The organism is Nautilia lithotrophica (genome assembly GCF_054656815.1).
On the sequence record NZ_BAAHXN010000001.1, the window covers coordinates 573,124 to 596,232 of the forward strand.

21 protein-coding genes are annotated in these 23,109 nt (G+C 31.7%); 14 read left to right on the plus strand and 7 right to left on the minus strand.

Annotation, left to right across the window (positions count from 1 at the left end; translation table 11 throughout):
- Positions 1-207: 207 nt before the first annotated feature.
- From fdhD to ACYQ19_RS03020, 5 genes are read left to right on the plus strand one after another with little or no spacing between them, the layout of a single operon-like run.
- Positions 208-999, plus strand: a complete 792-nt coding sequence (fdhD, locus tag ACYQ19_RS03000; protein WP_459977942.1) for a formate dehydrogenase accessory sulfurtransferase FdhD — start codon at positions 208-210, stop codon at positions 997-999.
- A 29-nt stretch (positions 1,000-1,028) separates the two neighbouring features.
- The gene (locus ACYQ19_RS03005) at positions 1,029-1,754 is read left to right on the plus strand and encodes a winged helix-turn-helix domain-containing protein (RefSeq protein ID WP_459977943.1); all 726 of its coding nucleotides are present in this window, start codon (positions 1,029-1,031) and stop codon (positions 1,752-1,754) included.
- Complete coding sequence (locus tag ACYQ19_RS03010) at positions 1,751-2,983, plus strand: molybdopterin molybdotransferase MoeA (protein WP_459977944.1); 1,233 nt, start codon at positions 1,751-1,753, stop codon at positions 2,981-2,983. Before ACYQ19_RS03005 ends, ACYQ19_RS03010 begins: the two co-directional genes overlap by 4 nt.
- A 45-nt stretch (positions 2,984-3,028) precedes the next feature.
- Positions 3,029-4,417: a transporter substrate-binding domain-containing diguanylate cyclase gene (locus tag ACYQ19_RS03015; RefSeq protein WP_459977945.1), complete on the plus strand. Its 1,389-nt coding sequence runs from the start codon at positions 3,029-3,031 to the stop codon at positions 4,415-4,417.
- A 50-nt stretch (positions 4,418-4,467) separates the two neighbouring features.
- On the plus strand, positions 4,468-5,859 hold the full coding sequence (locus ACYQ19_RS03020; protein ID WP_459977946.1) for a transporter substrate-binding domain-containing diguanylate cyclase: 1,392 nt from the start codon (positions 4,468-4,470) through the stop codon (positions 5,857-5,859).
- Here ACYQ19_RS03020 and ACYQ19_RS03025 read toward each other — a convergent pair.
- The 4 genes from ACYQ19_RS03025 to ACYQ19_RS03040 all read right to left on the minus strand — a co-directional run bounded on the left by ACYQ19_RS03025 (position 5,837) and on the right by ACYQ19_RS03040 (position 9,084).
- A complete protein-coding gene (locus tag ACYQ19_RS03025) occupies positions 5,837-6,139 on the minus strand; it encodes a hypothetical protein (protein ID WP_459977947.1) in 303 nt (100 codons plus the stop codon). The two genes, ACYQ19_RS03020 and ACYQ19_RS03025, sit on opposite strands and share 23 nt — an antisense overlap.
- Before the next feature lie 68 nt (positions 6,140-6,207).
- Entirely contained in the window at positions 6,208-6,519 is a 312-nt protein-coding gene (locus ACYQ19_RS03030) for a response regulator (RefSeq protein WP_459977948.1), read from the minus strand.
- Positions 6,506-7,990, minus strand: a complete 1,485-nt coding sequence (locus tag ACYQ19_RS03035; RefSeq protein ID WP_459977949.1) for a sensor histidine kinase — start codon at positions 7,988-7,990, stop codon at positions 6,506-6,508. The genes ACYQ19_RS03030 and ACYQ19_RS03035 overlap by 14 nt, the downstream gene beginning before the upstream one ends.
- Complete coding sequence (locus ACYQ19_RS03040; protein ID WP_459977950.1) at positions 7,987-9,084, minus strand: ABC transporter substrate-binding protein; 1,098 nt, start codon at positions 9,082-9,084, stop codon at positions 7,987-7,989. The genes ACYQ19_RS03035 and ACYQ19_RS03040 overlap by 4 nt, the downstream gene beginning before the upstream one ends.
- Before the next feature lie 135 nt (positions 9,085-9,219).
- On the opposite strand from ACYQ19_RS03040, the gene ACYQ19_RS03045 reads away from it, so the two are divergent.
- The 9 genes from ACYQ19_RS03045 to ACYQ19_RS03085 all read left to right on the plus strand — a co-directional run bounded on the left by ACYQ19_RS03045 (position 9,220) and on the right by ACYQ19_RS03085 (position 19,262).
- A complete protein-coding gene (locus ACYQ19_RS03045; RefSeq protein ID WP_459977951.1) occupies positions 9,220-10,875 on the plus strand; it encodes a 4Fe-4S binding protein in 1,656 nt (551 codons plus the stop codon).
- A complete protein-coding gene (locus ACYQ19_RS03050; RefSeq protein WP_459977952.1) occupies positions 10,865-11,602 on the plus strand; it encodes a TorD/DmsD family molecular chaperone in 738 nt (245 codons plus the stop codon). The genes ACYQ19_RS03045 and ACYQ19_RS03050 overlap by 11 nt, the downstream gene beginning before the upstream one ends.
- Before the next feature lie 265 nt (positions 11,603-11,867).
- A complete protein-coding gene (locus ACYQ19_RS03055) occupies positions 11,868-12,059 on the plus strand; it encodes a Tat pathway signal protein (protein WP_459977953.1) in 192 nt (63 codons plus the stop codon).
- A 10-nt stretch (positions 12,060-12,069) separates the two neighbouring features.
- The gene (locus ACYQ19_RS03060) at positions 12,070-14,895 is read left to right on the plus strand and encodes a formate dehydrogenase subunit alpha (RefSeq protein WP_459977954.1); all 2,826 of its coding nucleotides are present in this window, start codon (positions 12,070-12,072) and stop codon (positions 14,893-14,895) included.
- Between the two features lie 10 nt (positions 14,896-14,905).
- Positions 14,906-15,502, plus strand: coding sequence for a formate dehydrogenase FDH3 subunit beta (gene fdh3B, locus ACYQ19_RS03065; protein WP_459977955.1), 597 nt, complete (start codon positions 14,906-14,908; stop codon positions 15,500-15,502).
- Positions 15,503-15,511: 9 nt separating this feature from the next.
- On the plus strand, positions 15,512-16,438 hold the full coding sequence (locus ACYQ19_RS03070; protein WP_459977956.1) for a formate dehydrogenase subunit gamma: 927 nt from the start codon (positions 15,512-15,514) through the stop codon (positions 16,436-16,438).
- Between the two features lie 103 nt (positions 16,439-16,541).
- Positions 16,542-17,495 (plus strand): tungstate ABC transporter substrate-binding protein WtpA, encoded by a 954-nt coding sequence (gene wtpA / locus ACYQ19_RS03075; protein WP_459977957.1) that lies wholly within the window; start codon positions 16,542-16,544, stop codon positions 17,493-17,495.
- Entirely contained in the window at positions 17,485-18,468 is a 984-nt protein-coding gene (locus ACYQ19_RS03080) for an ATP-binding cassette domain-containing protein (RefSeq protein ID WP_459977958.1), read from the plus strand. Before wtpA ends, ACYQ19_RS03080 begins: the two co-directional genes overlap by 11 nt.
- A gap of 35 nt (positions 18,469-18,503) precedes the next feature.
- Entirely contained in the window at positions 18,504-19,262 is a 759-nt protein-coding gene (locus ACYQ19_RS03085) for an ABC transporter permease (RefSeq protein ID WP_459978238.1), read from the plus strand.
- Here ACYQ19_RS03085 and mnmH read toward each other — a convergent pair.
- Genes mnmH through ACYQ19_RS03100 form a run of 3 tightly spaced genes read right to left on the minus strand, consistent with a single transcriptional unit; the run spans position 19,224 to position 22,994 of the window.
- Positions 19,224-20,225, minus strand: coding sequence for a tRNA 2-selenouridine(34) synthase MnmH (gene mnmH / locus ACYQ19_RS03090; protein WP_459977959.1), 1,002 nt, complete (start codon positions 20,223-20,225; stop codon positions 19,224-19,226). The genes ACYQ19_RS03085 and mnmH overlap by 39 nt on opposite strands.
- A complete protein-coding gene (locus ACYQ19_RS03095) occupies positions 20,206-22,257 on the minus strand; it encodes a molybdopterin oxidoreductase family protein (RefSeq protein WP_459977960.1) in 2,052 nt (683 codons plus the stop codon). The genes mnmH and ACYQ19_RS03095 overlap by 20 nt, the downstream gene beginning before the upstream one ends.
- Before the next feature lie 35 nt (positions 22,258-22,292).
- On the minus strand, positions 22,293-22,994 hold the full coding sequence (locus tag ACYQ19_RS03100) for an SDR family NAD(P)-dependent oxidoreductase (RefSeq protein ID WP_459977961.1): 702 nt from the start codon (positions 22,992-22,994) through the stop codon (positions 22,293-22,295).
- Positions 22,995-23,109 lie beyond the last annotated feature (115 nt).

Genomic DNA, 23,109 nt, shown 5'->3' on the forward strand with positions numbered 1-23,109 from the left:
AAAATTAACAACAAGTTTATTTTCTGATTTTTGCTAGATACATCATGAAGCTATTAGAAGACGCTGCTTCATGTGTTTGTCTGGACCCCAGACCTTACAGCATGAATGAATTATAGCTCACTTTTCTTAAATAATTCTTAAAGTTTTATAAATATAAAAAAAACTTTTAACTTTTTTGATACTATATTAAAAAAACAAAGGTTTAATATGGAACCTGTTTCAAAATTTAAAATCAAAAAAGTAAAGAACGGCAAAAAGTTCGATTTCGAAGATACGTTAATCAGGGAAATAAGAACGGATATATTCGTAAACGGCGAAAAAGCCGTATCAATGATGGCAACACCAGTTGATCTTAAAGCGCTTGCCATAGGATATCTGATAAGTGAAGGAGTTATAAATTCAATAAACGATATTGAAAAAATAGAGCTTAAAAATGAAGGCCTCATAATAGACGTGACGGCAAAAGCCAATACCCAAAAAATAAAAAAACTAAACGAAGAAGCAATAATTGTCAGCGGATGTGGAAAAAGCGTAACTTCAAACGTAAATATCGATCCCGAAAAAATTGAAGCAGAAAAAATAAATTCAAAAAAAACAATAACCCCTTTTGAAATTTCCAAACAGATGAGTAACTTTTACAAATCATGCCCTCTTTATGAACAAACAGGATGCGTTCATACCGCAAGACTCTATTTTAATGAAAATAATTTTTTCGATGCAGAAGACATTGCTCAACATTCAACAGTTGACAAAGCTGTAGGAAAAGCCATTATGGCCGGTTTAAATCCCGCTGAAGGTATCATGATGGTAAGCGGAAGACTAAGCAGCGAAATGATCGTAAAAGCTGTAATGCATAAAATTCCGATACTGATTTCAAGAACCGCTACAACTTGCCTCGGTGCTAAAATAGCCGATACATTCAACTTAACACTTATAGGTTTTGCAAGAGGTGATAAAATGAACATATACACACATGAGTGGAGGGTAAAAGAAGTATAAAATGAAAAGTGTAAAATTAAGGAGATAAAATGAATATGATAAAAGAGCTGATTGAAAAATACAAAAATGAAGAAAACAAACTTACATGTGCAAAAGCTTATGTCGTGGCAAAAAAAGCGGGCGTTGAACCTATAGTAGTTGGTAAAACGGCAGATGAGATGGGTGTAAGAATTACAGATTGTGGGCTTGGACAATTCGGAAAGCTTGATTTTACCGAAAATTATGAAAAAGAAATTATTGACGAACTGCAAAAACTTTCGGATGAAAAAAAGAGGGTTTACTGCAAAGACGCAAGAAGGCTCGCCGAAAAATACAACCTCAAAAAAGTAAGAAGCGCCATTAAAGATAACGGATTTGAGGTTATTTACTGCGAACTCGGAGTGTTTAAAGAAAAAAAACGCCCTCGTGCTTATATCAAAACCAAAATATGGATAGAAGATTCTAAAGGTGAGCTACTTTTTGGAAAAGGAAAAACTGAAATACTTGAGCTTATTGAAAAAGAAGGATCAATAGCAAAAGCAGCGGAAAAAATGGGTCTAAACTACAAAAAAGCTTGGAATCATATTAAAATTCTGCAACAAAATCTTGAAGATGAACTAGTTATAGTTGAAAAAGGTGTAAAAGGTGGAACAACATTAACAGAAAAAGCGAAAGAATATATAGAAGTTTTCAAACAGCTTGAAAATGAAATTCAGGATTTTGCCAATAAACGATTTAAGGAACTCTATTTAAAAAAACTGAAAGGAAAAAAATGACTATATTAGACAATATATCATATTCACAGGCCCTGGAAGTATGTTTACAAAATGTTGAATTTAAAAATATTCATGAAAATATATATATAAATAATGCCTTAAATAGAATTTTAGCAGTTGACATAATTGCAAAAAGAAATTCACCTATTTTTACAAATTCTGCAATGGACGGATTTGCTTTTAAACATTCTAAACACAAAAAATTAAAAGTAATTAAGACAATTTATGCGGGTGATAAATATGATAATTTTAATATTAAAGAAGACGAATGCGTCCGCATAATGACGGGTGCGAAAGTTCCTGAAGGATTAGATACAATAATACCTATTGAAAAATGTAAAGAAGTCACCGATCAATATATTGTTATTCCGGAAATAAAAAAAGGTGCAAACGTAAGGCTAAAAGGTGAGGAAATAACAAAAGGGAAAATTTTAATTAAAAAAGGAGAAATCATTACGCCTGAAACAATCGCTATGCTTGTTAGTCAGGGAATTGTAAATATTCCGGTATATACAAAATTAAAAATCGCCATTCTTTCAACCGGAAACGAATTAAAAGAACCTTGGGAAAATGCCGACGAAGAAGAAATTTACAATATTAATTCATACTCAATTCACGCACTTTTAAAAAAATTTGGATTTGAAAGTGATATCATAGGTTTAATTCCCGATTCACTTGAAAAAACAATAGAATACATAAAAAATCTAAAAAACAGATATGATGTCATAATAACAAGCGGTGGTATCAGTTTTGGCGATGCAGATTATTTATATGAGGCTTTTAAGCAAAACGGACTAAAAGAGTTTTTTCATGGAATTATGGTTAAACCCGGGCGCCCTACCATGGCTGGAAAAATGGAAAATACTTTAGTTTTTGCAATGCCTGGAAATCCACTAAGTGCTTATATAAATACATTTTGCCTGGCAATTCCTACACTTAAAAAATTAAATGGGGCAAATAAATACTATTTTCAATCCTTTAATGCTGTAAACAAAACAGAATTTAAAGTAAATCCCAAAAAAGATCATACCATCCTTGGATTTTACAAAAACGGGGAATGGGAAGTTTTTAATGGATACAAATACGGCTCAGGCATGCTTACGCCTTTAATACAATCAAATTCAATTATGCTTTTAAACAAAGGCAGAGAACACATAAAAGCCGGAGAAATAATAAAAATTATTCCTTATAACGCGCAGTTTGATAATGTAAATTTTACTTTTAACTAAATTTGAGGTATAATATATTAAATATATATTAAAAGGTCTATTTTTATGAAAAAACTTTTAATGGTGTTGTGTGTGGTTTTATTATTTGCAAACGATGTTGCACTAAATAAAAAAGAACAAAATTATATTAAATCTCATACATTTAAATGCATTACAACTACAACATGGGCTCCTTTTAATACCTTCAAGAACGGACAACTTGAAGGTATTTCGGTTGATATTTGGAAAATTATTAAAAACAAACTTAATATAAAATCTCATTGTATTATTGCGCCTACATGGGAAAGTGTAATAGACGCTATAAAAAGTAAAAGGGCGGATATTACATTAGGAACAGACATAACTCCAGAAAAACAAAAATTTGCCATTTTTACAAAACCTTATGCGACGTTTCCTATTGCAATTGCTACAAAAAACGATGTAGGCTTTATTGGGTCTATGATGTTCCTTAAAAATAAAAAAATAGCTGTTGGTAAAAATTATACTGTTGATAATTTATTAAAAAAATACTACCCTAGTTTTAAAATAATAGAAGTTGAAAATACTCAAAAAGCACTTGAACTAGTAAGTAAAGGTGAAGCGTTTGCTGCAATAGACATTATGCCGGTATTAGTTTACAATATAAATAAATATGAATTTGCAAATTTAAAAATTGCAGGTAAAACTCCTTGGAAATTTAAAATGCGTTTTATGCTATCCAATAATAATCAATTACTAGCATCTGCGATAAATAAAGCAATAGATACAATCACAGATAAACAGAAAAAAGCAATTTATAAAAAATGGATCCAGGTTACATATCAGTCAGGTTATAGTCTTAAACAGGTATTAAGTATTATTGTTATCTCTTTAACAATTATTTTGGCTTTAATATACTGGATTAGATTATTAAAAAAAGAAATAACAAAAAGAAAAGAAATAGAAAAAGAACTTCAAAAATTATCAATCATTGATTCTTTAACAGGCATATTTAATAGATATAAAATCGACACTGCCCTTAAACAGCAAATCTCTTACTCGAAACGATACGAAACACCTTTAAGTATAATATTTTTTGATATCGATCATTTTAAAAAAATTAATGATAACTTCGGACATAAAGCCGGTGATATCGTTCTTAAAGAAATAGCGGACTTAATAAAGGCCCATTTAAGAGAATATGATATTTTTGGAAGATGGGGTGGAGAAGAGTTTATAATAATTTTACCTAATACTTCACTAATTCAAGCCATTAAAGTTGCAAAAAAACTAAAATCCATCATAGAAAATCATAATTTTAAATACATAGGACGTTTAACTTGTAGTTTTGGTGTCACAGAATTTACGAAAGAAGATACAGCCGATTCAGTTTTAATAAGAGTAGATTCTTTTATGTATGAAGCAAAAAAACGAGGTAGAAATAATATTGTCTCAGATCTTAATTATAAATTTTAATTTCTCAAAAAAATTATATATACTTTCATAATGCAAAAAGGGTGGGGGTTATGAAAGTATTTTTTTATATTTTTTTAATTTTTTTAACATTTTCACATTCTAAGTCAATTGCGTTATCTTCTATAGAAAAAAATTTTATAAAAACACATACAATAAAATGTATAGTTACTCCAAATTGGGCACCATTTAACACTAAAATAAATGGCCATATTTCTGGAATTTCAATTGATTACTGGCAATTAATCAAACAAAAATTAAATATAAAATCAAAATGTATGATTACAGATAAATGGGAAAATGTTTTATTAAAAATACAAAATAAAAAAGCAGATATTACATTATCTACAAGTAAAACAAAAGACAGGGAAAAATATGCTATTTTTTCAAAGCCATATGCTGTATTTCCTATAGCAATTGCTACAAGAAACGATGTAGGTTATATTGCATCTATGAAATTTTTAAAACATAAGATCATATTAGTTGGGAAAAATTACACCGCTGCAAAACTTTTAAAAGAAAGATATCCAAATTACAACATATTAGAAGTAAAAGATATAAAAACGGCACTTGAGATGGTTAGTGATGGAAAAGCATACGCCGCTATAGATATTATGCCCGTTTTGATTTACAATATCAACAAATATGAATTCGCAAATTTAAAAATTTCAGGGAAAACCCCTCTGGAATTTAAAATGCAATTTATGATAAGAAATGATTACAAACCTCTTCTAACTGCAATTAATAAAGCTATTGATACAATTACTATAAAAGATAAAGAAAAAATTTACGGCAAATGGATATATGTAAAATATCAAACAGGTTTTAGCTTAGAAGAAGTATTAACAAGTGCTATTATTATAGGGACAATTATTACTTTGTTATTTATATATTGGATAATAAGATTGAAACAAGAAATTAAAAAACGCCATAAACTTGAAGAAGAACTTAAAAAAATTTCCTTCTATGACTCATTAACTGATATCTACAATAGATATAAAATAGATTTATCTTTAAAAACACAAATACAACTTTCAAAAAAATATAAACTTCCTTTAAGTATAATATTTTTTGACATTGATAATTTTAAAAAAATAAACGATACGTTTGGCCATAAAGTGGGTGATGAAGTTCTTATAGAGCTTTCTAAATTAATTAAAAAAAATATCAGACAAACAGATATCTTTGGAAGATGGGGTGGTGAAGAGTTTATCATTATTCTTCCGAATACTTCAATTAAAACAGCTTTTCAAATAGCTCAAAAATTAAAAACTATAATCGAACTACATGAATTTCCTATAATTAAAGAACTTACTTGCAGTTTTGGTGTTACAGAACTTAAGGATAATGATTCAATTAACACAATAACTATAAGAGCAGATTCATTTCTGTATGAGGCAAAAAAACAAGGAAAAAACAGGGTTATTTCAGATTTGAATGTATAAAAAGTTCATCTAGTTTATTTATATTGATTTTATATTTTCTTTTTGGAAGCTTTTGAAGCACGTCTTTATCTTGTAAATCTTTAAAAAGCTTAATAAGAGTTGGTTTGCTTATATTTATTTCCTCCATAATATCATTATAAGACAAAGAAAATGTATATTCCTCATCTAAATTTTTTACTATTATTTTTATTACTTCAAGCTGTTTACTTTCACAAATAACTGAAGCTATTTTAAAAAGTAGTGTGCTATTTACAAGTTCTTTTTCCTGATATTTGGGCAATAGAACTTCATATAAACTATCTAGTAATTCTTTAATTTTAATGGGTTTAACAAGATAATTAACTGCTTTTAATTTAATTGCATCAAGAAGATAGTCGGTTTCGGTATATGCTGTAGTAAGAATAAACGGAATATTAATTCCATTTTGTTTGAGAAATGAAATAAAATAAATTCAAGCCCATTTTTATCACCTATTAAAATATCGCTAATTATTACATCGATATGTTTTTCTTTTAATATTTTATATGCATCTGTTGTATTATCAGTTATATAAATATTTTTTACAAAATCTTCCAGAATTTCACTCAAATTTTTCAAAAGATTTGTATCATCCTCAATATATAAAACATTAAACTCTTTCAAAATATCATAATTTTTCATTCATATCCTTTATAGGAAGAGTAATTTCAAACATTGCACAATTATACATTGTATCAGTTCCCATTTTATGTCTAATATTTATAACTTTTATTTTTCCTCCCATATGTTCTTCAATAATCTGTTTGGCCATATACAACCCTATTCCACTACCTTTGTCTTTAAGTTTGGTAGTAAAATATGGTTCAAAAATTTTTTCGATATATTCTTCTTTTATGCCGCCTCCATTATCTATTATACTAATAATTATACCTTTTTTTTCTTTTTTCACAACAATTAAAATTTTCTTATCTGCAATTTCGCTTCCTTTTAAAGAATCTATTGCATTATTCAACATATTTAAACACACATGTGAAAGCTCGTTTTTATAACCCAAAATCTTAATATCTTCTTTAATTTTAATTTCAATCTTTATATTATATTTTTCTAACAAATGGGAAATTAGTTTTTTTGAATGACATATACACTCTTTTATACTTAAAGTTTTCTTAGTTTTATCTGGTCTGAAGAAATTTTTGAAATCATCTATTGTTTTTGACATATTATCGGCTAGAATTAATGCTTCTTCTGTTTTTTGATCTATATACGCAGGCGTAAGTTTATTCATTTCATTTTTCAATTTTATTGACTGAAGAATTAAAGATATACTTCCCAAAGGCTGACGCCACTGATGTGCAATATTTTGAAGCATTTCCCCCATGGCTGCAAGTTTACTTTGTTGAAACATTATTTTATCTTTTCGTCTATTTTCCTCAACAGCTTTTTTAATTCTTTTTTCAAGATTAATATTTATTTCTTCTAATTCCTTTGTTTTTTCTTTTACTTTTTCTTCTAATTCTATATGGACTTTTTTGAAATTTTCAACAATTAAAATTATTAGTGTTATACTAAAAACAAAAACAATAATTATACTAATTACTGATGCCTTTATTACAAAATCAAATCTTTTATCTGTTTTGTTTTTTTGTTCAATTGCTTTTTTTATATTTGCATTAATAATATCAGACAAATAAATATTAATCGTATTTATATTGTTTTTTAATGTTTCATAATCTACTTTAGAAACATTTAAAAACTTCTCTATTTGCTTGTTTATTCTACTTTTTAATTTTAAAATATTTTCTATTACCAGTGCCTCGAATCCAGTTGTGGGCATCTGTTCGTTTAAATAACATTTCCACTCTTTTTCTATTAATTCTTTAGCCAATGAAATTACTTCCTTGGCCTGTTTTAAATTAATTTCATTTTTTTTATACTGATTAATTGTTTCATAAATGTTTATTTTGTATAAATCTTTTATATTTTCAAGTTTAACTACAGGAACGGTTCGTTTTTGAAATAATGTATCAATATCGTTTTTAAAAGTAAAAATTGAATATTGTGATAAAACTATGATTGTTATCATAGCAAAGAGAATAACAAATATTAAAAGCTTTGTTTTTACAAAAAACTCTAATTTATCTAAAAACTTCATTGTATCTCTTTAAATTTATGATTTTCAAAAATAAATAAATATGTTTTATTTAATAATTGATTATTCCTATATTTTATATTAATACCTTTTAAAAAATTTTCTGGTGTATTTTTAATGATGTTTATTAAATGAGAAGGTGTATAAGGAAAAGTAAGTTTTTCAAACGCTCTTAACAAAATTTTATTTGCCAAATAAGCTTCAAATGCAAAAAAAGTAGGTTTTTGATTTGGAAATAATTTTTTTAGTTCTCTTTTAAATTTTACTGCTTCTTGTAAATTTTTATCATTATAATATGGAACAACTTCTGAAAAAATTATATTTTTAGTGTTTTTTAAAAGTTCAACCAAACTATCTGGATTTACAAATGAAATCGTGCAAAAAATTGCATTTGGATCAATTTTTCTGTATTTTTTAATAAACATAGCACTAACTTTTGATGTGCTACCCATAATAATTGCCTGCGGTTTGTTATGAGAAATTTCATTTAGTGCAGATGTTATAAAAAAGGTATTTCTTTTATATGTTCCAACTGCAGTTAGATTTAAATTTTTCTTTTTAAGTATTTTATAGGTATGAAAATAAATTTCATTTCCGTATTCGTCATTTTGGTAAAAAACAGCTATTTTTTTTATGTTTTTGCTTAATAAATAATTCACTATTTTTTTTATTTCATCTTTATATGAAGCTCTGAAGTTAATTACATATTGATTTTTTCTTAAAAATTCGGCTCCTGTAAATGGTGCATACAAAAAAATTGAATTATCATTCAAAAAAGGTAAAATTTCTTTAACCGTTGGCGTTCCCACTATTCCATATAATAAAAAAACATTTTTTTTATAAAGTTTTTTTATATTTTCTTTTGTAAGTTTTGGTTCATATTTATCATCCAAAAAATCATATTTTATCTTTTTTTCAAATCCATCTCCGTAAAATTTAAAACTTACTTCAGTTCCTAATTTTACGGAATTTCCCATCTCTTGCATAATACCTTTAAGAGGTAACGATGAGCCTATTACATACTCGTTTTTAGGGCTATTGAAGTAATAAATAACAACAATAAAAAGAAAAAGTAAAAAAGTTAATATTTTTTTCATTAATAAACCCTTAAATTTTATTAAAACAGAAAATTGTGCCATTAAAGTGCTTTATATTATACATATATTTTACTATTTAAGCTTTTTATAAGTTTTAAGCTGTTATAATGTTTTTATCAATAAAAAAGGTTCAATATGAATGAATTTGTATATTTTTCAAACGAACTACAATTTCCACTGCCGGAAAGCATAATTCATACCACTAATAAATCAACAAAAGCTATTATATCCAACTCTAAAGAAATTGAGTGCGAAATATACGCACCCGAAATCGATTTTTATATAAATAATTCGCATGACCCAATTATTAATAAAATAAATGCTATTGAAAAATTATACAAAATAAGAAGCATTAAATTTGATAACGCCAAATATAACGAATATCAAAAAGAAATCGGCAATAGATTATTAATTATAGGCATAAAAGAAGAAGCTGAAAAAATAAATCCGGAAAATTTTGAAGTGTATTATGCACTGCCTCAATGGATAAAAGACATTAAAGGAACAATAGGAAATTTAGAGTTTACCATAGATAAAAACGGCGACATAATAAACCTTGTCGTAGACCAAGCCGTATGGTTTAATGCACCAAAGAGCGCATACAAACAAAGAGGAATAGTAGATCCGCTTGATATTGGAATAGAAAAAACCCACGAAATTTTAAATAAAAGAACTGGAATTTATGAATACAGAAATTATATAACATATGATATTAACCTCTGTCAATATAACGGAAGGGTTTTGCAAGAAACCTGCGGTAACTGCGTAGATGTATGCCCTACCAACGCAATACTTAAAATTGATGAAGAAAAAAAACTTATCTTCTCACATATAGACTGCGACGGATGTGGCGGGTGTGTAAGCGTATGCCCGAGCGGTGCCCTTGATTTTTCAGCTATTACGAGAGAAACATTTACTGAAATAGCAAAATTTTATAAAGGGCATATACCACTAATTATCCCGGAAGACTTAATAGATAATTTAAATATAAAATTAAAAGAACACATATTACCTCTTGCAATAGAAGGTGCGAAATTTTTGGATGAAACACACTTTCTGACTATTTTCCAGGAAAGTGCCTCGCAGATTGTATTTTACACCGACAGACTATCAAAAGGCGAAAAAGAGGCAATTGAATTAATAAATGAAATAACCCGGAGAAAATACAAAAAAGACGCAGTGCTTTTGGCTGAAAATTTAGAAGAGCTTAATGATGCACTTCAAAAAGCCAAAATCATACCAGAAGTAGGTTATACAACAAATACCCACAATCATAAAAAAAGAGAAAATTTCGCCATTAGACTTTCTCATATCGTAGATAATGATGATTTGGGAACAATAGACCTTACAGGCAACAAATATATTCATTACGGAAAAATAGAAATCGAAGAAAACAAATGCACACTTTGTATGGGTTGTGTGAGTGTATGCAGTGCCGGCGCACTTACGGCACATCCCGAAGACAATTCTCTTAAATTTGACGCAGGAGTATGCACCGATTGCGGATACTGCGAAATAGCCTGCCCTGAAAAATGTATAAACGTAATTTACGACAGGCTAGAATTAAACCCTGAATATTTCGGACAAAAAACAATGGCAAAAGACGAGCCGTTTTACTGCATAATGTGCGGTAAACCTTTCGCACCTAAAAAATCAATTGAAAAAATAGCTTCAATCCTGCTTCCAATGTTTACGGATGAAACAAAAAGAAAATCAATTTACTGCTGTGAAGAATGTAAAGCAAAACTCGTCTTTAACGACTACCTTGAAAGGAAATTAAATGCAAAATAAAGAAATCAACGAAGGAAGGGCTTTTTACTATGGATTTTTTTCAAAACTTTTTACGTTTACATATGATAAAGATAGATTTGCAGGTGTTAAAGAAGCCGCAGAAATTTTAAAAGACTACGCACTTGAAGAAAATTCAAAAAAAGCGCTTGAGCATTTTATACAAAAATACGATGAACAAAAATTAATAGATGAATTTGACGAAATATTTTACGACCTTTCACAAGATCCCGTTCCCACAACCGCTTCGTTTTATGATGAGGAAATAGAAAACGGCAAAATGAAAGTAAAAATGGTGGATATCGTTCTTAGTTCAAAATTTAGAAAAAACGAAGAATATAAAGACAGCGAGGATGATATAGGATTTATATTCCCGTTTATGCAGTATCTTATATTAGAAAAACTTAAAGGTGATGAAAAATCCGAGTGGCTTGAAGGTAAAACATTTGATGTTTTAAACACATTCATAGACGATTTTACGGAAAACGTATATATGCATCAGGCTGCAAACCTTTATAAAGACATTGCGGTAGTATTAAAAGCATTTATTGAAAGTGAAAGAATATTCCTTGAAAAACCGAAACCTGTAATAGAAAAAATCAAAAAAGAGGTTTGTGAAGTATGCATTGCAGACGAAGAAGCCGCCCTTAGAAAAAAACGCAAGAAAAAAGAGAGCGAAAGCCTGGTATGTAACCTTGAAGAAGGAGGAGATGTTGAGGACGACGTTTAAATGGAAAATGGACAATGGAAAATGTTTCAATGAAAAAGGAAGGGGTCCCCGCAAAATTGTAAATTTTGTGGGGTAGTAAGATATAACCGCAGGGCTTACCGAGCTTTGCCGTTATCTCTTACGAGATAAATCCGAACATTAACCCGGAAAGTGAAAACTTTTTGGGGTATCCTGGGGTCCCCGCAAAATGAATATTTTGTGGGGTAAAAACAGGGCCTCCGAAAAACTGAAAGTTTTTTGGGGCATCTTAAAAAAAGGAGCAAAAATGAAAAGAAGAAGCTTTCTTAAAGGAGCTCTTGGAATCGGAGCACTGAGTGTCGCTTCTTCAACACTGGCCTTTGCCAAATCCGAGCAACCGGAATATGACAACGGTGTAGTAAGAGGACACTCACCGAAAAAAGAGATTCTTTACAAAAAAACCAAAAATTGGGAAATTTATTACAAAAACGCCATTTAAGGAGTAAAAAATGAGCTCACTTGAAAAAATGAATCCAAAAGTGGGTAGAAGGGCCTTTTTGAAAATGGCGGCACTTTCAGGTGTTGCCGGTGCTACAATGCTTAGTGCGGCACCTGCAATAAGAAATGCCACTGATGACGAAATCAAAGACCCTTACCCTGGAAGCAAAAAAGTTAAAACGATATGCACTACCTGTTCGGTAGGCTGTGGAATTATAGCAGAAGTTCATAACGGCGTATGGGTTAGACAGGAAGTCGCTCAAGACCATCCTATCAGCCACGGAAGCCACTGCTGTAAAGGTATAGATTCAATAGATTACATAAGAACAGAAAAAAGGGTAAAACACCCTCTTAAAAAAGTAAACGGAAAATGGAAAAGAATAAGCTGGGATGAAGCAATTAACGAAATCAGCGAAAAAATGCTTCAGATTAGAAAAGAAAGCGGACCTGATGCTGCAATGTTTTTAGGAAGTGCTAAAATGAGCACAGAACAGGCATATTACTTTAGAAAATTTGCAGCAATGTGGGGAACAAACAACATAGATCACCAAGCACGGATCTGACACAGCGCAACAGTCGCGGGGGTCGCGAACACATGGGGTTATGGCGCTATGACAAACCATCTTGGAGATATCCAAAACTCAAAAGCTATTATTATATTTGGTGCCAACCCGGCAGTAAACCATCCTGTAGGATTTAAACATATACTTAAAGCAAAAGAAAGAAACAACGCTTTACTGATTGTTATTGATCCAAGATATACTAAAACAGCCGCAAAAGCAGACATCTATGCTAAAATAAGACCGGGAACTGATATTCCATTTATGTATGGAATGCTGCATCTTATCTTCAAACACGGATGGCATGATCCTGATTACATCAAAAACAGAGTGTTTGGTATGGATCATGTAATCGAAGAAGCAAAAAAATGGACACCTGAAAAAGTCGAAGATGTAACCGGTGTGCCTGCAAGCTTAGTTTATAAAATAGCAAGAGCTTACGCTACAAGTAAACCTGGAACACTTCTTTGGGCCATGGGATTAACCCAGCACTCAATAGGTTCATCCAATACTAGAATGGCTCCTATACTTCAATTAGCACTCGGAAACATGGGTAAATTCGGTGGAGGATGTAATATTTTAAGAGGTCACGACAATGTTCAGGGTGCAACAGATATGTGCTGTCTTGCTCATACACTTCCTGGATACTATGGACTCAGTGAAGGCAGCTGGAAATATTTTGCGCATAACTGGGGCGTTGATTTCAATTGGCTTCAAAAAAGATTCGCAGCTAAAAAATGGATGCACACAAAAGGCTTTACACTTGCTAAATGGTGGCAGGGAGTTCTACAGGAAGAAAAAACATATTCCGACGCACCAATTAGAGCACTCTGGGTTCAGGGTAATGGTATTACATCCATTTCTCAACAGGCAAAAGTGCAACAGGCTCTTGATAAACTGGATCTTTTAGTAATTGCTGAGCCATTCGCAAACGAAGCTGCAGTAATTACAAACAAAAAAGATAATGTATATATCCTTCCGACTGCAAGCCAGTTCGAATGTGAAGGTAGCGTAACAGCTACAAACAGAACTGCTCAGTGGAGAAGCAAAGTCGTGGATCCTCTTTATGAGAGCAAAACGGATGAAGAGATTATGTTTATTTTTGCTAAAAAATTCGGCTTTTACGATGAATTCGTCCGAGGTATGATGATGGGTGTCAAAGATGGAAAAGCAGTAAAAGTAAAAGATACATTCAAATGGCCTGAAGATGCTACAAGTGAAATAGCAAGAATCATAAAAACAATCGGACTTACCGGATGGACTCCTGAAAGACTAAAAAAACATCAGCAAAACTGGCATATGTTTGATGAGGTAACTCTAAAAGGCATAGGACCTATGAAAGGTGAATATTACGGACTTCCATGGCCTTGCTGGACTGAGACACACAGCGGAAGCCCTGTTTTATATAACATTGATATACCTGTAAATGAAGGTGGTATGGGATTCAGGGCAAGATTCGGAACTGAATATAAAGGTGAAGATTTACTTGCAGGTCCTAGAGCAACAATAAAAGGTGCAAAAGTAAAAGGCGGATACCCTGAACTTACAAAAGACAATATTGAAAAAGTTCTAGGCATTAAATTGTCCGCCCATGAAAAAGCAATTATGGGTAAAAATTGGAAAGTCGATTTAAGCGGACTTATAGCAAAATATGCTCTTAAAGCAGGTGTAGCACCATATGGTAATGCTAAAGCGAGAGCTTATGTATGGACATTCCCTGACAAAATTCCTCTTCACAGAGAACCACTCCATACACCAAGATACGATCTGGCTAAAAAATATCCGACTTATCCTGATAAAAAAAATCAATACAGGGTTGATACTAAATTTGAATCAATCCAAAAAACAGACTGGTCAAAAGAATTCCCGATTATTCTCACAACTGGACGTCTTGTGATGTATAGTGGTGCCGGAATAATTGAAAGAAATAGCAAATATCTAGCAGCACTTTCACCTGAAATGTATGCAGACATTAATCCAGAACTTGCTTACAAACACGGTATTAAAGATGGGGATATGATCTGGATTCATGCACCTGAGGGCACAAAAATAAAAGTAAAAGCAAGATTTACCTATTCGGTGGCACCGGATAGAATATTCTTACCATTCCATTTTGCTGGATATATGCAGGGTGTTGATTTAAGAGAAAATTATCCTGAAGGTTTAATCCCATATGCTACAGGCGAAGCTGCAAATACAGTTGCAAATTATGGATATGACATAGTTACCCAGATTCCTGAAACAAAAGCGGGCTTAGTCCGTATTGAAAAAGCGTAAGGAGTAAAAAATGTATGAATATGCAAGAATGAAATTTTATTGTGATGAAGATAGATGTATCGAGTGTAATGCCTGCACGGTAGCATGTGCCGAAGCGCACGAACTGCCTGTAGGTATTCACAGAAGAAAAGTTATTACGCTTAATGAAGGAATCGAGGGTAAAGAATTTTCAACTTCTATCGCCTGTATGCACTGCACCGACGCGCCTTGCGCTCAGGTTTGTCCAGTTGATTGTTTTTATATCAGAGAAGATGGAATAGTTTTACATGATAAAGATAAATGTATAGGCTGCGGTTATTGTCTGTATGCTTGTCCTTTTGGTGCACCTCAATTTCCAAGAGATGGAGCGTTTGGTGTAAGAGGAGTTATGGATAAATGCACAATGTGTGCTGGTGGTCCAGCTGAGACAAACTCTATTGAAGAATTTGAACTTTATGGACAAAATAGAATTGCAGAAGGAAAAGTTCCTATGTGTGCTGCAGTTTGTTCTACCAACGCACTAATTGTAGGTGATGCAGATAGTGTAGCCGAAATCAGAAGAGCAAGAGATGCAGCTAAAGGTAAAGGCCCTATGACACCATACGGTTGGGACGTAGCTTATAAATAAGGATATGTTATGAAAAAAATATTGCCTCTAATTGGCACTATCGCCTTTGCCGGAAGCGTTCCATTGGCGGAGCCAAATCAGGCTCCCGTTCATTCCGGAAGCACTTTAATCTCACCTCAGATGATTGAAGCCATTCCGGCATGGCACAATTATGGAGAGATGTTTTTGTATCTCCAAACCCACTGGGTTAAAATGCTTTTTTTAATTATCCTAATAGCTGTGCCCGCCGTATTTTTGGTGCACTATTTAATAATAGGACCTAAAGTATTTTCTCATGAAGGCAGAAAATTTTTAGTATTTCCAAGCTGGCAGAGGATTATTCACTGGATTGCCGCGCTTGGATTCGTATTCCTTGTCCCTACCGGAATAATAGTTATTTATGCCAAATTTTTTGGTGGAGGCACACCAATAAGATTTGCAAGATACTTACATGATATCGGTGCAGTTCTTTTCGGAATAGCAGTTATTCCGATGTTTTTAATGTGGCTCAAAGAGATGCTTCCAAGACTTTGGGATATTAAATGGTTTATGATTTTAGGCGGATATCTTAGTAAAGAAAAAAAAGAAATTCCTGCATCCAAATTCAATGCCGGTCAGAAAATGTGGTATTGGATAGCAACTCTTGGTGGTATTGTTATGCTTTTAACAGGTATTATGATGTATTTTCAAGACTTTGACATAGCCCTCCTTAATAGCTTAAATTTATATCAAATTGACTTACTAAGAATCGCCGTAATCATTCACCTGTTTTTAGCAATGATAATAGTTGCACTCTTTTTTACTCATTTGTATATGAGTATTTTTGCAATCAAAGGTTCGCTTCAAAGTATGATTGACGGATGCAAAAGCGAAGACGAACTTAAACATTTACACTCAATTTTTTACAAAAAAATAGTAAAAGAAGGCAAAGACAAAGAACTTGCCGAAAGATGTTAGGGAGTTATATCTCCCTTTTTTATTTTATTATTAAATCGGATTTATCTCAAAATATGCAAAAAAAGCATAAAAAAATATGCAAAATTTACATAAAAGGAAAAGGATGAAAAAACTGATTCTCTCTTTAAGCGTGGCGGCTGCACTGTTTAGTGCGGAAAAAATAGTTGTTTTCCATGCTGGAAGTCTTAGTGTGCCATTTGCCGAGATTGAAAAAAAATTTGAAGCTAAATATCCAAAATATGACGTAATAAGAGAAGCGGCTGGAAGTCGTGCATGTGCAAGAAAAATTACTGATCTTCATAAAAAAGCAGATGTAATGGCCAGTGCTGATTACAAAGTGATTAACAACCTTTTAATTCCAAATTACGCAAAATTCAATGCACTTTTTGCAACGAACGAAATGGTAATTGCTTTTACACCCCATTCTAAATACTCAAACAAAATAAATCAAAACAATTGGATAGATATTCTTTTAAAACCAGGAGTAAAAGTGGGACATTCAAATCCTAATCTTGACCCATGCGGATACAGAAGTATTCTTGTAGTTAAACTTGCAGGTATTTATTATAACAAACCGAACTTTTATAATAAACTCTTTGGATACGGCGATTATTATACTAATGGTGAAGAAAAGACCAAAAAAGTAATAGTAAGACCTAAAGAGACAGATCTTTTAGGACTTTTGGAAGCCGGCGCATTTGATTATCTTTTTATTTATAAATCCGTTGCAAAACAACATAAACTTAAATACATTAACCTTCCATCTCAAATAAATTTGGGAAGTAAAAAATATGCAAATTATTATAAACAGGTTAATTTTAAAATTACAGGAAAAAAACCGGGCACATTTATTGTAAAACAAGGTGCTCCAATGATATATGGTATTACAATTATTGAAAATGAAAAAGAAGGTTTACCTAAAAACAAAATAGGAGCAAATCTTTTTGTTAAATTTGTTCTATCACCCGAAGGTCAAACTATATTGAAAAAAAATGGCCAAGGTGTAATTAATCCACCAATCATAAATGGAAAATGGACTATTGAAAATGAAAAATAAACTTTTAGAAATAAAAGAGTTGTTTTTAAAAAGAGGAAAATTTAAACTAAATATCCTCTCTTTGGATGTTGACAAAAACGAATATTTTGTTTTGCTTGGAAAAACCGGAAGCGGCAAGACACTTCTTCTTGAAAGCATAGCCGGATTTCAGACAATCGAAGGGGAAATCTATTTTGATGGCAAAAATATTACAAACCTGCCGCCGGAAAAGAGAAATTTCGGTTTTTTATATCAGGATTTCGCGCTGTTTCCGCATTTAAACGCAGAACAAAATATCCGTTTTTCCGAAAAATATCACAAAAAAAACGAGACGCTTTTCAAAGATTTAATAAACTTTTTACAAATTGAAAAAATCTTAAAAAGAAACATAAAAAACCTCAGCGGCGGGGAAAAACAAAGAATTGCCCTCGCACGTGCGATTTATTCACAGCCAAAACTCCTGCTTTTAGATGAACCATTAAGTGCAGTTGACCCTACTATGAGGAATGAAATTATGAAAAATTTAAAAGAACTGCCTCTAAGGTATGACCTCTCCGTCATTCATGTTACACATAATTTCAGGGAAGCCTCATACCTTGCCGACAGACTTGGAATAATACTTAAAGGCACCCTGCTACAGAGCGGTGAAGCAAAATGTGTGTTAAAAAACCCGAACTCAATTGAAGTTGCTAAGTTTTTGGGGTTTAAAAATCTTTTTGACATATCGCTTTTGGGGTTTGAAAATTCACACAAATATTTTTCAATTGACCCAAACCAAATTACAATTTCCAAAACACCTTTAAAAAGTGATTATTGCTTTGAAGGAAGAATTGAAGAGATTATGGGAATTACGGATCATTACAAAATATTTGTAAATGTTTTAAATAATCAGTTTTTTATTAAATCACCTAAAAATGTCTTTGAAAAATTAAGTGTTAAAAAGAATGAAAAAGTTTTTATCTGTTTTAATAAAAAAGATATAGTGTTTATATAAGGTAAAGGAAAAAGGATGAAGGGAGAAGAAAAATGATGAAAAAAATTTTTATAATCCTTGCGACATGTTTAATGCTGTTTTTGACTTTACCTTTATTAAAGCTGATATTCGGAATCGGGTTTGATTCGTATATTCAGACACTTAAAGACACGGAAGTTATCAATTCTATTTTCCTTACAATGAAAGTATCGCTTTTTGCAACTTTTTTTGTGTTATTTACCGGACTGCCGCTTGCGTATATAATTGCAAGATATGATTTTATCGGAAAAAGTCTGATTGAAAGTCTCATAGACATACCGACTATGGTGCCTCATACGGCGGCGGGAATAGCACTTTTAATGACATTCGGAAGCCAAAATATTCAGAATTTTTTAGAATCGATCGGCCTTGGATTTATAGATTCCACTACTGGAATTATGGCTGCTATGATGTTTCTCTCAGCCCCTTATCTTATCAATTCGGCAAAAGAAGGTTTTAAAAACGTGGATGTTAAACTTGAAAATATTTCACGCTCCTTAGGAGCCGGACCTTTTGAAACGTTCATGAAAATAGTAATCCCAAACTCAAAAAAAGACATAATTAACGGAATGCTTATGATGTGGGCAAGAGGACTTGGAGAATTCGGTGCGGTTGTTATTATCGCATACCATCCTATGATTGCCCCGGTTTTAATTTATGACAGATTTATCAATTTCGGACTGAATTATTCCGCACCTGTGGCAGCTTTGATGATTATATTTTCGGTTATAGTATTTTTAACCATCAGATGGCTTAATAATAGATTCAACAAATGATTTAATTTTCTGGGCACATTTTTTCAAGTCATCGTTTTTAACAATAAAATCAGATTCTTTTTTTCTATATTTTTTATCATAATATTCTACAAGAAGAATCTCTGCAACTTTTTCCAAATTTCCACTATCATAACTCTCTATAAGCCCTGAATAAATTTTTTTTGAAATAAATGGTTTTATTTTTTCAAGGTTTGTCAAAAACTCTTTTTGATCAATATGTCCGTAATAATCTAAAATTCTTTTAATTCTATCTTTTAAATTAGCGGTAATTTCTATTTGGACACCTTCTTGCATTCTTTTATGTAGAAGTTTTGGAATAAATAGTTTTCCGATTTTTGGACTTTCTGCCTCAATATAAATAACTTTTTGAGGATCCGTTTTATATAAAAACATTGCTATTTCGTTTTCAAACTGCTTTTGTGTGGGTTGTTTTCCCTTACAACCGAAATTACTTCCAAAATGATTTGCAAGTTTTTCAAGATCCAAAGAAGGACAAAGATGTTCCAAAAGCTCACTTTTACCGCATCCGCTGTTACCTCTTAAAACTGCGAATTTTTTATGTGGAAAGTTTTGAAGATAATCAACTACCCATTTTCTGTAAGCTTTATATCCACCCTCCAGTTTGTAAACAACATAATCAAGCTGTGAGAGTATAGTATAAAGGGCTGTTGATCTTTTTCCTCCCCTGGCACAATAAACCAAAATTTTACTTCCGGGTTTGGCGTTAAAGTTCTTAAGCTGTTTTGAAATATTTTCAAGCATAAAGCAAACCGCTTCTTTTTTTGCTTGGACTTTTGAAAAATTTTTATACATATCACCGATATAAGCATGCTGTTCGTTATTTAAAACATAAAAATTCCGTGCACCCGGAATATGTGACTCTTCAAACTCTTTGGGACTTCTCGCATCCAATATATAATCAAAATCCTCTTTTAAGAATTCCTCAAGAGTTATTGTCTGCATTTATTATTTCCACCTCAACACTTTTAAATCTTGCCGTTTTGACTTTATGATCATGTTCGTCACCAAAAAGTGCGTTTATATTGCTTTTCGCAAAATGAAACGTTGTCCATAATGTAAAAGGACGGACACTTTTAGTAAATTTGACTTTTAATACATTTGATTCGCCGTATCTTGATTTAAGTTTTACAAATTCACCTATTTCGTTTCTGTGTATTTCATTTACCAGCAAAATATCCTCGCCGTATTTTTTGGTTAGTTTCTCACTTGGTTTTGTCTGTGCAGAGTTATTATATTGAGGCAATTCCCGTCCCGTATTTAGATACCATTTTCTATTTCCTTCAATCAAATCTTTCACCTCACCCCTTAAATGATAAGGATGATAATGAAAATGTCCTTTTCCATCAGTCGTGCTGAATTTTTCAGTATGTAATACCGGCGAATCAATACCATCCTCTTTAACGGGCCAACAAAGAGGTTTGAGTTTTAACCGCTCATATGTAGCACCCTTAAATCTTTCCACTTCTTTTTTACACTCTTCAAATACATCTTCACTTGTTTTAAAATCAAATTTAGCGCCAAGTCTTTTTGATATCTCAGCCAAAACTTCCCAGTCATCAGGCATATTGCATTCCACTAAAGGCGTGCTTAAATGAAGCCTTCTTTCAGCGTTTACATATACTCCTGTCTTTTCATACGCGCTTTTTACCCCGAAAACTATATCAGCAACTTCTGTAATTTCGTTTCTCATAACTTCCATCACCATTAAAAATTCTAAATTTTCAAATGCTTTTTTGATTTTATTTAAATTCGGATGGACATGTAAAATATCTTCACCCATATTTATAATCGCTTTTATTCTGCCATCAAGCAGATGATCCATAACGTCCGGTGTCATTAGACCGATTTTTTCAGGAATCGTATAATCAGGGCCGTAATACGGCAGACACCCCACGTCACAAGCGCCCTGAACGTTATTTTGACCTCTAAGAGGTAATACTCCACACCCTTCCCCAAAATTTCCGCTAAGCATAGCAAGGTTGCTTATCGCATTTACGGCTTCGGTTCCGTCTATGTGTTCCGTAACCCCAAGTCCCCAGGCAAAAATGGTTTTATTTTTTGAAATCAGTTTTGCGATTTGTTTAATCTGCTCTGAAATATGTTCAAAACCTTTTAGTTTTTCAAAATACTCTTTCGAATCCGGATGTTTTAGTATGTTTTCTTTATATTCTTCATATTTTACGCATCTATTTTTTATAAATTCCTTGTTTATTAAATCTTTTTCTATCATTTCCCTCGCTACAGCATTTAAAAACAATAAATTACTTTCAAACGGCAATATCACGCTAATATCCGCAAATTTCATAATAGGAATCTCCCTAACATCTATCACGATTACTTTAGCCCCTCTTCTTTTGGCTTTGATAATCCTGCTTGCCACCATCGGATGCGCTTGAGTGGTATTGGAACCAATTATAAAAATTACATCGGTTTTAAAAATTTCATCAAATTCTACACTGCTCGCACCCTCACCTATACTCATTTTAAGTCCGGAAAGACTTGGTGAGTGACAGATTCTCGCGCAGTTATCTACATTTGGAGTTTTAAGTATATTTCTTGCAAAATGCTGAAAAAACCATGCACTTTCAATATTTGTCCTAGCTCCTCCTATACATGCAATATGGTTTGGAGTGTATTCGTTTAAAATATCATTTATTTTCCATGCGGCAAGGTCAAGTGCAAGAGTATAAGGCGCTTCATAAAATTTTTCATCAAATTCGTAAAGATTGGCAAGTCTTACAGCTAATTCAAACGGAAATTTATCTTTGTTTTTTTCAATAAACCTATAACTCACCAAATGTTTGTTTATTCTTTTATCTAAAAAATCAAATCCGTATTTTCCTTTAATACAAAGCTCACCACCACTTGATTTTCCGTTTTTAACCGCTGAAATTTTTTCTATTTTGCCACTATTTATATGTGCTTCTATTTCACATCCAACACCACAATATGTGCATACGCTTATTTTTCGCATATTATCAAACTCCAAACATTTTTTCTTAATATATCTTATTTTGATACTTTTTGCAATAAAATATCCTGTATTGAAAGAGGCAATAAATTAAATAGTTTAATTATGTAATAAAATCTTTTTGGATATGTATATTCTTTTTTATTATTCTCAATTGCATACATAATTTTATCAACACCTGTTTCTAAATCCATTAAAAACGGCATGTAAAAATCATTTTTATCAGTCATATCCGTTTTAATAAAACCTGGAAGTATATTAATAACCTTAATATCCGGTGCGAGCAGGTTTCTAAGAGACTGGGCATATGAATTTAGAGCTCTTTTACTGGCACTATAAGGCATTGAACTAGGTGCAGCCACCAATGACGCCAAAGATGAAATAAAAACTATTTTACCTTTATTCATTTTAGGAACTATACCTTCAAGCATTGCATGAATACTTAAAAAATTTATATCAAATGTTCTTTTAAAATCATCAAAAGGCGTAAATGAAGGGGAATGAGGCAGGGAAATCGCAGCATTTGCAATAACAATATCAAATTTCACATTCAGATTTTTAAAATATTCCCTCACCTCATCTACATTTGCCAAATCAATTTTAATTGGAATTACATTTGGAATGTTTTTCAAATCATCAGTATTTCTGGCAAGTGCATAAATTGTATTGTTTCCGTTATTGTATCTGTTTACAATCTCTCGCCCTATTCCTCTGCTTGCACCGGTAATCAAAATATTCATTTATTTCCTTTTTTATTTTCAGATCTTATTTTATTGCTTAATTCATCACTTCTATTATTTGTCTATCCAGTTTTCTCATCTTTTTTTCCGTTTCTTCCTTTTGTTATAATTCTTA